The organism is Fibrobacter sp. UWB4 (genome assembly GCF_002210345.1).
Classification (GTDB): domain Bacteria; phylum Fibrobacterota; class Fibrobacteria; order Fibrobacterales; family Fibrobacteraceae; genus Fibrobacter.
Genome location: NZ_MWQI01000006.1, coordinates 161,491 through 175,544, shown reverse-complemented (window position 1 = coordinate 175,544; position 14,054 = coordinate 161,491). Strand labels below are relative to the sequence as shown.

At 42.4% G+C, this 14,054-nt stretch carries 10 protein-coding genes and 1 CRISPR repeat array (1 of these 11 running past the window's edge); of the genes, 1 reads left to right on the top strand and 9 read right to left on the bottom strand.

What is annotated here, in order from left to right; translation table 11 throughout:
• A CRISPR array of direct repeats spans window positions 1-2,646; the repeat unit is 28 nt; unit sequence GAAACACCTCCGCTTACGCGGAGAAAAC; it reaches 432 nt to the left of the window's first position.
• 48 nt (window positions 2,647-2,694) lie between these two features.
• Genes cas2e through cas3 form a run of 8 tightly spaced genes read right to left on the bottom strand, consistent with a single transcriptional unit; the run spans window position 2,695 to window position 11,054 of the window.
• On the bottom strand, window positions 2,695-2,982 hold the full coding sequence (gene cas2e, locus B7990_RS10620) for a type I-E CRISPR-associated endoribonuclease Cas2e (protein WP_088640929.1): 288 nt from the start codon (window positions 2,980-2,982) through the stop codon (window positions 2,695-2,697).
• Entirely contained in the window at window positions 2,983-3,852 is an 870-nt protein-coding gene (gene cas1e / locus B7990_RS10615) for a type I-E CRISPR-associated endonuclease Cas1e (RefSeq protein ID WP_088640928.1), read from the bottom strand.
• Entirely contained in the window at window positions 3,853-4,593 is a 741-nt protein-coding gene (gene cas5e, locus B7990_RS10610) for a type I-E CRISPR-associated protein Cas5/CasD (protein ID WP_088640927.1), read from the bottom strand. It abuts the gene before it with no gap.
• Between the two features lie 2 nt (window positions 4,594-4,595).
• Window positions 4,596-5,717, bottom strand: coding sequence for a type I-E CRISPR-associated protein Cas7/Cse4/CasC (gene cas7e / locus B7990_RS10605; protein ID WP_088640926.1), 1,122 nt, complete (start codon window positions 5,715-5,717; stop codon window positions 4,596-4,598).
• Between the two features lie 24 nt (window positions 5,718-5,741).
• On the bottom strand, window positions 5,742-6,362 hold the full coding sequence (gene cas6e / locus B7990_RS10600) for a type I-E CRISPR-associated protein Cas6/Cse3/CasE (protein ID WP_088640925.1): 621 nt from the start codon (window positions 6,360-6,362) through the stop codon (window positions 5,742-5,744).
• Window positions 6,362-6,877 (bottom strand): type I-E CRISPR-associated protein Cse2/CasB, encoded by a 516-nt coding sequence (gene casB, locus B7990_RS10595; RefSeq protein WP_088640924.1) that lies wholly within the window; start codon window positions 6,875-6,877, stop codon window positions 6,362-6,364. Before casB ends, cas6e begins: the two co-directional genes overlap by 1 nt.
• Window positions 6,877-8,442, bottom strand: coding sequence for a type I-E CRISPR-associated protein Cse1/CasA (gene casA / locus B7990_RS10590; protein ID WP_088640923.1), 1,566 nt, complete (start codon window positions 8,440-8,442; stop codon window positions 6,877-6,879). The genes casB and casA overlap by 1 nt, the downstream gene beginning before the upstream one ends.
• A gap of 8 nt (window positions 8,443-8,450) precedes the next feature.
• Window positions 8,451-11,054, bottom strand: coding sequence for a CRISPR-associated helicase Cas3' (gene cas3 / locus B7990_RS10585; RefSeq protein ID WP_088640922.1), 2,604 nt, complete (start codon window positions 11,052-11,054; stop codon window positions 8,451-8,453).
• Window positions 11,055-11,475: 421 nt separating this feature from the next.
• Between cas3 and B7990_RS10580 the strand changes: the two genes are divergently transcribed.
• Window positions 11,476-12,378, top strand: coding sequence for an Rpn family recombination-promoting nuclease/putative transposase (locus tag B7990_RS10580; protein WP_088640921.1), 903 nt, complete (start codon window positions 11,476-11,478; stop codon window positions 12,376-12,378).
• A gap of 143 nt (window positions 12,379-12,521) precedes the next feature.
• On the opposite strand, the gene B7990_RS10575 is transcribed toward B7990_RS10580, so the two are convergent.
• Window positions 12,522-13,991, bottom strand: a complete 1,470-nt coding sequence (locus B7990_RS10575) for a pitrilysin family protein (RefSeq protein WP_088640920.1) — start codon at window positions 13,989-13,991, stop codon at window positions 12,522-12,524.
• Window positions 13,992-14,054 lie beyond the last annotated feature (63 nt).

Here is a 14,054-nt window from a genome sequence, read left to right as displayed (position 1 = left end):
ACCTCCGCTTACGCGGAGAAAACGCGTCGATCGAAAGCGGAAAAATGCCTTTACCGGAAACACCTCCGCTTGCGCGGAGAAAACTCCATTGAAGCGCCTGCGGCGGCGGCCTCTTGTGAAACACCTCCGCTTGCGCGGAGAAAACTTGCTCAAACTCCATCTCCTGCTAACTCCTCTAGAAACACCTCCGCTTGCGCGGAGAAAACCAAGATGGAGTATATGACCACCAAGACGCTTGAGAAACACCTCCGCTTACGCGGAGAAAACGGAGAATTTTTCCTAGCAGGCGAAGGCAGAGCAGAAACACCTCCGCTTACGCGGAGAAAACCATAGTTCCAGCGTTTCGGTCTTGCGGTGCTTGGAAACACCTCCGCTTACGCGGAGAAAACTCAATACGTTCATGTACAATCTTAGTTTTTTTGGAAACACCTCCGCTTACGCGGAGAAAACCGATGTAGCTCACGGACTTCTTCGGAATCGAAAGAAACACCTCCGCTTACGCGGAGAAAACTGATAGCCTACTTCATGTGAAGTATTTAATGGAGAAACACCTCCGCTTACGCGGAGAAAACTTATATTTCCACACAGCAGGCTCTGGCTGAATAGAAACACCTCCGCTTACGCGGAGAAAACCAGCAAAAAAGAACCAAGCTCATCACCGAACAAGAAACACCTCCGCTTACGCGGAGAAAACAAGGCTGGCGTGAATCTTGAACAAGTTAACCCGAAAACACCTCCGCTTACGCGGAGAAAACCGTCAGCGCGTCAAAAAAGTGTATAATATGCCAGAAACACCTCCGCTTACGCGGAGAAAACCAATGACAGCAGCACCGAATACTGGATCCATAAGAAACACCTCCGCTTACGCGGAGAAAACGTAAACCCGGTTGTGTCCGTCGCGAAACACCAGGAAACACCTCCGCTTACGCGGAGAAAACCACAAAGAATCGGGTTGAACCTTGACAGAGTCAGAAACACCTCCGCTTACGCGGAGAAAACTAATCCTCCAACTGAGCAATCATAATAAAGTCAGAAACACCTCCGCTTACGCGGAGAAAACACCGTCTATGCCGCTTTGATAGACCGTGAAAAGGAAACACCTCCGCTTACGCGGAGAAAACCTGTCCATTCGCTAATTCCATTGTCTTGACCATGAAACACCTCCGCTTACGCGGAGAAAACCTTGACGCTGCAAAGTCTCAGGCTTGGCGTGGAGAAACACCTCCGCTTACGCGGAGAAAACAAACCAAGCCCTTTCAAAAACTTTGGAAGCCAAGAAACACCTCCGCTTACGCGGAGAAAACGCAATAAAATTAAACATGGAAAAAAGGAAAGAGGAAACACCTCCGCTTACGCGGAGAAAACGAACCTTCGGTGAAATCGCCCTCCTCACCATGAGAAACACCTCCGCTTACGCGGAGAAAACGACGCCACGCAGACCGAAATCCCGGGCGCAAAGGAAACACCTCCGCTTACGCGGAGAAAACCTCGACGAAATCACCGCCGACGTGCAGAAGATGGAAACACCTCCGCTTACGCGGAGAAAACAGAATTGAGCATGGCTATGTAGACGCCAAGATGGAAACACCTCCGCTTACGCGGAGAAAACTACTTTCCACGAAATGGGCTAGAATCACTTGAAGAAACACCTCCGCTTACGCGGAGAAAACAGACACCAAGAAGTCTATAAGATACTTTGGCGAGAAACACCTCCGCTTACGCGGAGAAAACTTTGGTTGGGGTTCAAAGTCCAGGACCCAGGAGGAAACACCTCCGCTTACGCGGAGAAAACATCTTCTGCGATGGTCGTGAAAAGCGTGATTGAGAAACACCTCCGCTTACGCGGAGAAAACCTCTTCTTTTTTCGATAAGCTATTTAGCGGGAAGAAACACCTCCGCTTACGCGGAGAAAACCAATTTCGCGGGGGTGCTCTATGATGTCCGTTGGAAACACCTCCGCTTACGCGGAGAAAACAAAATGAAGTATTACTATCAGGATTGTAAATTAGAAACACCTCCGCTTACGCGGAGAAAACTAGGCTCGGAAATGAATAAGTACCGAACCTATAGAAACACCTCCGCTTACGCGGAGAAAACCGGTGTTGCTTCTGAAGGTGGAAAGATTGTATAGAAACACCTCCGCTTACGCGGAGAAAACCCGACGTGTTCGACGGACACGCTGACAAGTCCAGAAACACCTCCGCTTACGCGGAGAAAACGCGAAAACAAGCTGGATAACGCTAACCCGAATGGAAACACCTCCGCTTACGCGGAGAAAACGCCAACTTGATATTTACGTAGGATTTGACTACAGAAACACCTCCGCTTACGCGGAGAAAACGATCCCGACTATATCAAGGATGGTAAAAGGCGGGAAACACCTCCGCTTACGCGGAGAAAACGGGCTTGGATAGTAACCTTTCAGCGCTCAGCAAGAAACACCTCCGCTTACGCGGAGAAAACGGTTGGATTTCCAACAAGAAAGCGCAATACAGAGAAACACCTCCGCTTACGCGGAGAAAACCTGCTCATTAACATCGGCACCAGTCAAATAATAGAAACACCTCCGCTTACGCGGAGAAAACTCATAAACATCGGAAAGTTCACCCGTCGTAAGGGAAACACCTCCGCTTACGCGGAGAAAACACCAAGATTTTGTGATTACACACTTGGCAATACACAAAATATAGTACTTCACTGATTTAAGATTTTTTCAACAATCAGCTGATAACCCGAAATTTCGTCTATTTTCTTATTCGGATCCCCCTGTCCCCAAATCTTAAATCCGGGTGCCTTATTTATCCGCTGAAAAATTAAAAGCCCTGATTGAGCAGGGCATGACTTCAATAAATATTGAACGACATCATTTGCGACAGAATCTTTTATTCCAGACACAAATATGTTCGCTCTCGGTTCTACAAACCATAACTTCATTCTTCCCCGAACAGCTGGGGGCAAATCATTTGCGATAACAACAACCATTTACTTACCTAGCATCTCCTCAATATCTGGACCTATACGTTCTAACAATTTATAATCAAGAACCCGCTTCCGGAATTCAGCTGATACCCGATGTTTATTGTACTCTCCCGCCAAATCCAATGTCATTTTAAAAGCCAAATCAATACACAATTCTTCTTTGTACAAATCGGCCATATCATAGACAAATGGCAATGGCGATCCAGAATGAATAAATCCAATATGCGGCGAATACCCCATAGAATATATGCAAGAACATAGAATGCCATACAAGGCCGCATTTGAAGCGGTCAACACCTGATTAGTGACATCGCTCAATTCCATCTTTCCAGGTGTAAAAGAACGACCTCGCCACCCTACTCCATATTCGTTTGCTTTTTTCTCATATAACGCTCGAACACGATATCCTTCCATCCCCATCATTTCTTTTAAAGGCTTGCCTTTCAAATTTTCATCCGGGAAACGTCGCTCATACATGCGTCTTGCGACCGCAAGCGATTTTTCAGGATCGCACGAAATCTGCATCTGTCGTCGTAAATTTCGAGTATTTGCGGTTGGTGAATTGCCCACTGCATAAAACAGTAACGAGTCTTCACCAACCCAGCACACACTACAATTTGCGGCAGCAAGAACTTTAATAGCCTCGTGAGTTACACTAGTTCCAGGCCCCAGCAACAAGGTCGTTATTGTGGCAATAGGAAGACGAATAACTTCGCCTTCACAATCAATCCACTTAACACTACTATCGTCTATTTCTAAACGGCCTCGTTCAAGATAAAGAAATGGATAACGATCTTTTATTTGAGGCAACGTATCATGCGTTACCTTGATAATCAATCGATTACTTTTTTCTTTTACCTGACCATCAGCCATTTATGACAATCCTTCTGAAATCTTGGTGACGCGGCGATCACGATACATCTTTTGAGTACCAAACTGTATAGGCACATCATTCAATGTAAAGACATCGCCCTTTTCAGGGAAATCGCCATCTATCACCTTAAAATTCAAAGACAACAATTTTTTTGCATAATCAGGAAGATTTTCATTACGCAATTCTGATTTCTTCGCGGCATAATCCTTTGCAGCCTGCTCCGCTTCATTTTCAGAAGCAAATTCTCCATGATATACGAAATCAGTCGGAACACAGCAGCGTCGTCCCAGATATATTGGATATACTGGATTTTGCAAAGCATTCGCAATCTTTTCCGTCAAATCCGCAGGAACCTCAAGCAACACCGCAAAAACTGCATTTTGCAAATAATAACGATGCGTCAATTTTGTCCCCCCACCAACAGCCGACTTACCGTTTCCAGTTTTAGGAATCAACAAAGATTGCCAAGGATCATTGGAATCATATCCAGAACCAATCATTTGAAAATCATGCAACAAAGAATCCCTATCATATTGAAACGATAAAACAATCTGTTTTAAATTCGAAAAACAAGCCAGCAAATCCTTCTGCTCACCAGAAGCTCCCATTGCACAAAGAACAAGACCTAGAACACCCGACTTCGTCGGGAATTCTAGCGTATCCCTGCGAGAAAACTTGGAATCTGCACCCCAAGATTGCAATGGAGCTTCAAACCAAAGAAGCATCCAACGAGTATCCATTGTTACTCCTTAATTGCCGCTACAACACCATCAATAAGATTATCGATAGAGAAGTTTTCATCTTCACCAAATTCGAACTTCTTAATCAAACCAAACAGCGAACCAGAAAGCTTTTCCTTTTTAGCAAGAGTATTTTTCATATATTCTTTACTTTTGGACAAAAAACCACCGTTATCGTCTTTGAGAATAGGCGTTTCAAACGAAAGTTGCATTCCCTGTCCTTTGCGAACAAAAACTTCAGCAAAATCCCAAGAGCATGCTCCAGCCTGCGTTGTCTGCCTTGCCGAAGGAACAGCTACATAAAGAGCCTTAATGAAAGAAGATACTGCTTGTGGGAAGAACTGATCTCCGCCCAACGATTCATAAAGTTGACCCAAATCAAGGGAAATATAACGATAATATGTAGCAGCATTGAATTCAAGAGAACCCATATGAGCCGACCCCTGATTATCCTTAGAATAGTCAGCAACAGCAGTAAAGAATTCCACTTCATTTGTTACGCGATGTGTCGAAATCGCATGTGCAAAAGAAGATGCAGCTTCAACATTCATTGTCGGAGCCTGAGCAACCATCCTTCCAAACAGGGCGATATCAAGGCCATCCAATGTTTCAGACTGAGCAAACTTGGACTTTTCAATAATCTTTGCCAAATCCTTTTCAGGATGCTTAGCATCCTTAATTACTTCTTCAGGCTTAAATTCACATTCCTTGAACTTTTCGGCAATCAAAGAGATTTCCGCAGGAGCCAAAAACATTAAGGTATCGGCTTTAGAATCTCCTTCTTCATCACCTTTTTTCTTAGAGTCTGACTTTATAAAGATTTGTTCAATTTTATCGCCACATGCTTTTGCCTGTTCCGGTGTAGCACCCATTTCTTTACAAGCAGATGCAACAAGATCCGAAAGCAATTTTGTACGGGTGCCAAGTTCAACACCACTTACTTCATGCATCGCCAAGCGAACAGCACGTTTCCAGCATTGGCTAGAAACTCGAGCACGGCTCACGCCGCCAATCATAGCCGTTTTCGGTGCACCCACATCATCTCGGTTCAAGCACGTAACCGGGAAAGACTGCAAGATGTGAAATTCTATTTTCTTGTTGGTGTAAGGGTTCTGATTAACCATTTTTATCTCCTATTATTAAAATTTTTAGACAGTTACATTTGTTAGTGGAACAATTTGGAAAAGTCCAAAGCCATACGCTTTTCCTTTTCCCAGTCCTTTTTCAAATGCATTAATAAACTTTTCTCGGTCAGTGACCTTAAGGCGGCCTTTGAAAGAGGCTTTTCCAAGAACAACTTTCTGCTTGTCCTTATGGAATTGTAAAACCGAAGTATTCCCAATAGACAATGAATCTGAAACAACCTCAAATCCATTTGCTACGGCCTTTTCTAAAAACCAATGTTTCAAAGTTTCTTTATCATTCCCTCTAATGGGAATTTTCTTTTTCGTTTTAGAATCACAACGAACAGGATTCATCAAAACCTCGAAACCGTAATATTCCTGTTGCAAAAATTGCGACGGGACTTCTTGTGTTTCAACTTTTCCTATTTGAGGCTCCTTTGGCAAATTTTTCGAAAGAATCAAAATTCTTTTTTCATTGAAATCGCCACCATGATCTGCATATAAAAAGCTTCTTGTTTCCTCAGATTCCTTTGGGAACATCGAATATACCGTTTTATGCAGAGTGTATGCATCAAAAACACCCTGATTACATACGGCAATCTGTTGAACATCACTCCGACTTAATCGTAAAACAGATATAAACATTACGGCTCCTCGTTTTCTTTAGACTTTGAGCCAAAGAAATCCTGCGCCCAAGAAGCCAATGTTTTTTCAGAATTAAAATATTTCAAATCATTTAACAGTTTTTCAAAAGAGATGCCAACACCTCTACTACAAATCAATTGCAAAATAGGACGTAGCACTTGACATACTTCAACCACATCATCACAAGCCAAAATTCGACGCAACTTAGGTTTTGCAGCATCACCAACATTTCCCTTTTCATCTTGATACGCCTTAGCCAAAGCAGCACCTAAGCCAAGTTTTCCGTCCTGATCATTAGAAGACCTTGCAACAGCGGCAAGAACCAAAGCATAAGGCAATCTTTTAAAGTCTTTATCCAGCGGAACACCATAGGTCGCTAAAATTTCCCATGCCTGATAAGCGGTATCAGGATTATCAGCTCTCTTTAGAGTTGCTGCAAATCCCTTATCATTTTTGCAACGAGCAAAAATCTTTGCCACCAATGATGGTTCTTTCTGTTTATTTTCATCAGCCATTATGATAACCTCTTCTTTTCAAACTTTTTAGGGAAATTTTTAGCCCAAGCTTCCAATTGACGAGCCGATTGGTTCGGACAATATTGGTTATAAATCTGTTTTACAAATTGCCAAATCTGAGCATTGATTTTATCCATTTCCTGATTATATTGGTCTGTATTTTCAATCGAACAGGTGTCAACAATTCGTTGGAAAACACCTTCACACTGCTGCCAATAATCCGATTCTACGCTTGGAATATTTTGCGATCCGATCTGCCTTGCATTTTTTGAAGACTTCCCCCCTCTAATCTCCACATTATACCCAACAACAAATTTTTGCAAATCAGAGCAAAATTCGTCGAGTTTTCTCATTTGTTCAAAAAGCTTATTGCAAAAAGAATCACCAAAAGCGCTTGAATGCAATTGAATTTCAGACTCAACATAATCATCATTATTCTTTATTTTCTTTCCAAACGAATCTCCGGAAACATCAATACCTCCAGACCATATAGAAAATACTTTATCATATTCTGAAATACGATTTATGAATAAAGACAAGCCCAAATTGCAATACTTCCTTTCCGTATCCGATAAAGACAACATTGATGTCAACATTCTCCAAGGTTTCTTAGAAATATCGGCATTTAACGCTTTTATTTCATCCTTTTCTAGATACCATGACATACTAGTTTCAATCCAATTTTCTACACTTTGCCCCTTTTTCTTTTCTGATTTGGCTAAATGATAAATAACACCTTCAGTAAAGTACAAGCCATTATCTACCATTAACACATATCTTGACAATGGTATTAAATGACCTAATAATGTTTTTTTCGAAGTTTCTGTTACACAATCACTTTCGGTTGTTGGCATCATTTCCCAAAATGGTTTACCCACTCCTTCAGACAACCAAGTATAAGATCTTACATTTTGCTCTGAAAGCAAGTTATAATAAACAGATGTAACAACATTTTCAACAAGTCCGAATGAATGTAGATAATTGGAAAATCCTAAACTAGCACCAGGCTTTGCTATTACATTCTTTTTAAGATTTTTCTCTAAAGAAAGTTCTTGATTTGGTTGTTTCCCATAAAATGCAAAATTAATGACAGCCAATAAAAATAATGCTTTATCAGAATCGTTTTGAGAAACATCCCTAAAATCATATTGCGTTACGCAAGTATTATTTTCAGCCATTAAATCAGCAAAAGTACCATTCCCTATTTTATAAGGTTCTCTTTTTTCCTTTTTGGACAATGCCTCTGCTTTTTTCTTCAATTCAGGCATTTGCAAGAACGGTTTTTCACCATAAAGCCAAAAACTGTCATACCATTTCTCTAAATAATCGGAAACTCGCTCTTGTAGCCCTTTTACCCCCAAAGATTTCCATTCGGATTCATCCTTCGGAGTTATCACACTTTGTGCTATAGCCAAAAGCAATTTGAATACAGCAATTTTTTCAACAGGATTTCCTCCAAGAGCTGCGATGGATTCATCAGCAAAGATTTGCCTTAATCCAACTTTTCCCTTTCCAACAACAGGAATCCAAGGTTCATCAATCAAATTAAATCTATTCTCTTTCATTTTCTGCCTTACTTTTCAATTTTATAACCAACACTCTTTGTATATAACATTTTTTTGGAGTTTTCGTCTAAACGATTTCGATTTAAATCCCTAAATGAGCAGTCTTTATCCACAATAACCGCTCTGAACAAGCATTCTTCATCATCCTCTTTATCTTTGGCATTGCCAAGATACACGTAATTCTCAAAATATTTAATATGACTCTCTATCGAAGGTGCATCTTTTTTGGCTATAATTACACAATGATCCACGATTTTTTTTGACAATTCTCTTTTTTGTCTTTCACTTGACGGGTATTTAGGCAAAACAATCGCCTCTGATTCATTCCAGAACTTTATTTCAACTCCATTTTCTTCAACTTCGAAAGATTCTAACAACAACACAGAAACCGTATCAACATCAGAATATCGTGTCTGTACAGCAGATTCTGGCAATGTTGAAATAGCTGAAGATAAGCCGACCCTAGCGAGTCCTTGCAAATGAGACTGTTTTCCCAGCAAATCAGTTTTCATTTTAGCAAGGATTCCTTCTTCCTGCCGCTCTTGGTAAACGCCTTCCAACAGCCCACGAATATCATTCGGCAAATTAATAGCTTCTACGCTTTTCAAAACCTCAAGTGTTCGGCTCAGAACATAGGGGCTATACACCACACCCGTCACGCCAAAAACTTTATCACTTTTTATAAAATCATCAATAACAGGCGAAAGGACAAGTGTTTCGCATTTTGCTGTCGAAGGACGAATTTTATCATTTTCGCGATGTCGCCATAAGCGCCCGATTCTTTGCAAAAGCATATCCATCGGGCAAATCCTGGTTATCAAATAATCCGCATCAATATCAATAGATTGTTCTAGGACTTGCGTTCCTACCAAAATTCGTCCACAAGTACTTCGCTTGGAATAGCCGTTTTTCCCATACAGCAAGACCCACTTATTTTCAATTTCAGAGCGCTGTTTCTTTATAAATCTAGAATGAATTAAACCACATTCTAAGCCCATTTCGGCAGATTTTGCAGCAAGTTTCTTGTATGCATCCTGAGCTTCAGCAACTGTATTTTCTATCCAAAGAACCTGTTCTCCGTTTTCTGCTTTTTCTAAAGCGACATCAAAAGCCTTTTTATCATCTTTACTTATTTGAATAGAAACCTTCCGGTTGGATTCTCCCAAACTCGAAATTTCAGAAAAAGACTTGTCCGTTTGGCTTGAAATTAAGGGATAACTTTCGTTTAAGACTTGTTCAAGCGGTAGATTCAAAATTTTCTTTTTCTGAGATGATGTCAGCGTAGCACTTAAAATGATTACTGTACATCCAATATGCTTTAATTCATCAACAAGGGCATTCATTATCGTTCCAGTATAGGAATCGTAGCTATGCACCTCATCAAGAATTACTACTTTCCCTGCCAGGCCAAATGCTCGCACCATGCTATGCTTGACATTCATTGCAGCCATAAGTGCTTGGTCAATAGTGCCAACGGCAAACGGAGCCAAAATTCTTCTTTTCTTAGAATCAAACCAAGACTTGCCAACTTTGGCATCTTCACCAAAAGAATCTTCTTCAAGCCAAGCAGAACTATGCAGCAACTTTAAGCAATACGAGGATTCTTCGCCCACGATTTTACTAAGGAACGATTCCACTCGTTCATAAATTTTATTGGATGTCAATTGAGTCGGAAGGCCAAAGTAAATTCCAGAAGCAAGACCTTTTTCCAGCATTTTATAAGCCGCATAAAGGGCCGCTTCTGTTTTTCCTAAGCCCATCGGGGCTTCTAATACATAAACACCAGGAGAAGTAACTGATTCAAAAAGATCCGACTGAATTTTTCTAGGAGTAAAGCCAAAAATATCTTCAAATTGCAGTCCTGACTTTATAGAAAGTGGTATAAAACCAGCATTATGGACAGCCCTATGAGCAATACTTTTCAAATCATCTTTACTATAAGAATGATTTTGCTGAATATTCCCAAAATAACCACCAGAAGCAATCCAGTCCGCAACGGTAATAAAACCGCCTATAACACACGCTTGATTCCATTCGTTTAAATTATTTGACCCCGAATAAGGGAAACTCTGCTTCAAGTTCTCAATAAGCTTATGCCGTAATGTGGTCCAATTATCGCCGCCATAAATATCGCTATTCTCCGCAACTGGGCTAAAATTCGGTTTAAAGCCGTGATGCATTCCCTCAATGGTTGCTAGCATTTTTTGTTCAGGAAAGCTACTTTCAATAGATACTTGAGAAACCTTTCCGTGAAAACTCACATCTTTTCGCTTTGCCCTATTTTCATTAGCACTTTGCAACTGCGGAAAATCTTTGACATTACCAAGCCAAGAAGTGTATATCATCCGCTGAAAATCCGGACTAATCTTTCCAACATCATGTATAGACGCAAAAAACGGAGCTGATTCTGTCAGTATCGCCTTCACATTATCAATTAAGGACTTGCACAATTCCTCAGCAACAAAACCCGTTATCAAGCAATGTTCCGCAACGGAAATACCGGGTTTCTTTTCACCAGTCAGATTGTCATCAACAAGCTTTGCCAAGCATTTTTCTGGTGAAAAAGCTTCAATTTGACGTTTTTGAGTATTATTTAAGCATTTTCCTAACATACTTTACAATATAACATACTAGACTGTCAGAAGATGACATTTTGAAATTTATTTGAAAAAAATTTTTTTCTCTTGCATTTTAGTACACATTTGTGTATATTATTTATGAGTAACTAATCCGCATACGTGTAGGCAAGTTAAACTCTCTGCTTGACGGTCGTGACGACATTTATCAAAAATGGACGTCGCAGGGTACCTGGGAAAGAGCTTCCCGGCCGAACTCAGATAAAGTCTGAATCAACGTAGGGCACCACGTCCGTATAGGAGACGGACGAACATTTCGATGAATCGGCGCAGCATTTGCTGCTTGTATCAACACGACGTTCACTGCATATTTTTGCAATGCGTTGCAAATTCATCGCGATAGGTCCCTACGATACATTTTCAAAAATCAAGGGATCGTCGCGAAAAGGCGTTTAATATGGAACAAAACAATCCAGATTCCTTGTCTGAATATTTCATCAAACCAGGCGAAACAAGCCCGTTTACAGACCTTCTAATTGATCCTGCTTTCAAGCAGGCTTTTGACCCGGACAAACCAGATTCTAAAACAAACCTCATCAACCTATTAAACGATATTTTAGGGCCACAGCTTCCCCACCCTATTACAGACGTCCGCAGACGTGGTTCGGAGCAAAACGCGACTGGCAGTAAGGAATCAAAGACTACATTTTTTGATTTGCACTGCACCGACGATTCCGGAAAACTCATTGAAATTGAAGTTCAAATTCGTCCTTTCACAAACTTTATGAAAAGACTCGCTTTTTACGCAGGACAGATGGTCGTATCGCAAGGCTATCCCGGATGGAAATACGAGGTCAAGCCGACTTACATCATGGCAATCGCTCAACATAGACTGTTTGAGGATGATCGCATTATTCACCGAAGCTCCATTTGCGACCTTAAGACAGGCGAAATAATGATGGACAGTTACAACTTCACCATCATTGAAATTCCAAAGATTTATAGAGAAATAGACTTAAAACAAAACGAAAACCAATGGTTATTCGCACTTAGATACTCAAGTTTACTGAAAGAACTCCCTCCTCCTCTCCAAAACAAAAAATTCAAGCACTTGACTTCGGTCTCTCAAATATCTAATTTGAAGGGAGACAAACTTGAGGAGTATCTTATGATGAAGAACGCCAGATGGGATAACGAAGTAGTGCTGGACTACATTGAACAGCACGATTCAGATGCGTTCAAAAAACACGATGAGAAAGTGTTGAAAGAAAAAGCAAAATTGCAAAAAAGCAAAGGTGTTTCAATAGATATCATTGCTGATACATTCGGTCTCACCAAAGAGGAAATCGAAGCTTTGTAAGGAGATTCCCGGTCAAGCCGGGAATGACATGCAAGGGTATCAAGCGAGAGGTCACTTGTGGACTCGCATTTGATATCCGCAGCAGTCATGTTTCGAAGAGAGTATGAGAATACAAAAAAGCGACGCATTAGCGTCGCTCATTTTTATTCTTTCACGAGGAATCCGGCAATGGACTTTTCGCGGACAAATGTTTTCTTTGCGACGTTCTGCACGTCAGCGACATTTACCTTGTCCAAATTATCAGCCCAGTTGAGGAAGATGCGGTAATCGCCATAGACTTCGTACCAGCCGAGCATGGTCGCGACATTTTCCATATCGGTCAAGCTACGGACGAGTCCTGCATAAGCGCGGTTCTTGACTTTCTGGAATTCGCGTTCGCTGACCTGCTGCGATTTCAACTTTTCAAGTTCTTCCCAGACGATTTTTTCGACCTTCTCGCGATTGGCATCGGGGCGCAGATTCACGCGGACAGAAAACTCGGAGATGTACTTGTTCGGGCTGTTGCTTGCGCTCACGCCGACGGCGATTTTTTCTTCTTCGACAAGGCGCTTGTAGAGGCGGCCGGAACGTCCGTTCAACACGCCTTCGGCAATGTCAAGTGCGTAGAGGGTGCTGTCGCCCACAGCGGGAGTCTTGAAGACGAGCGTGTAAAGATTCGGGGCATCCTTGCGCTTGACAGTCAAACGCTTTTCGCCAGCCTGTTCGGGGTCACGCACGGTAAGCGGAGGGAATGCTTCGCCGGCCGGGATCGGTGCAAAATACTTCTTGACAAGCTTCATCGTTTCAAGCGTGTCCAAATCGCCTGCCATCACGAGAATTGCATTGCGCGGTTTGTAATACTTGCGGTAATGCTCTTCGGCCTGTTCGCGTGTCAGGTTTTCGATATCGCTTGGCCAGCCGATGGTCGGCACACGGTACGGGAACGCTTCGTAAATCATGGAATTCAGCGTTTCGTAAAAGCGGCCCGTCGGGCGGTCATCGTAGCGCATACGGCGTTCTTCACGGACAACAGAGCGTTCCGAATAGAACTCGCGCAACACGGCGTTCTGCATGCGGTCCGATTCTAGCCACATAAAGAGTTCCGTTTTATTCTTGGGAAGCGTTACGGTGTAAGCCGTGACCAAGTCGCTCGTAAAGGCGTTGAGACCCGTTCCGCCAGCAGCCTGGTAGGCGCCCCACAGTTCATCCTTGATGAAAATCTTGCGGTGCTCATTCAGCACGGAATCGTGTTCTACAGTCAGCGTTTTCACGCGGGCGGTATCGTCAGCAAGTCTTGCCGAGCGGATCAAAGCCTGCAAGGAATCCTGGGTTGCCATGAACCTGACATCGGCAACGCTATCGGAGATGCCGACCTTCTTTGTGCCCTTGAAGAGTTCATGTTCCAGAATATGCGCAAGTCCAGACTTGCCGGGAACTTCGTGGACGGAGCCGGTCACGTAAAACAGGCGGAAGCTCACTGTCGGAGCCTGCTTGTTCGGGTACAAAAGTACGGTAAGCCCGTTATCAAGGACTTCCTTATGCACGGGCAAGTTTACTGCGGCCCTAGACGTCCCCGTCAAAAGTGCCGGGACAAGCGCGCAGCTCATAGCAATTCTAGCGAAAAGTTTTTTCATGTTAGACAATTTAGATATTTTCTAAAAAAGGAGATTCCCGCTCGGAGGCGGGAATGACATTTT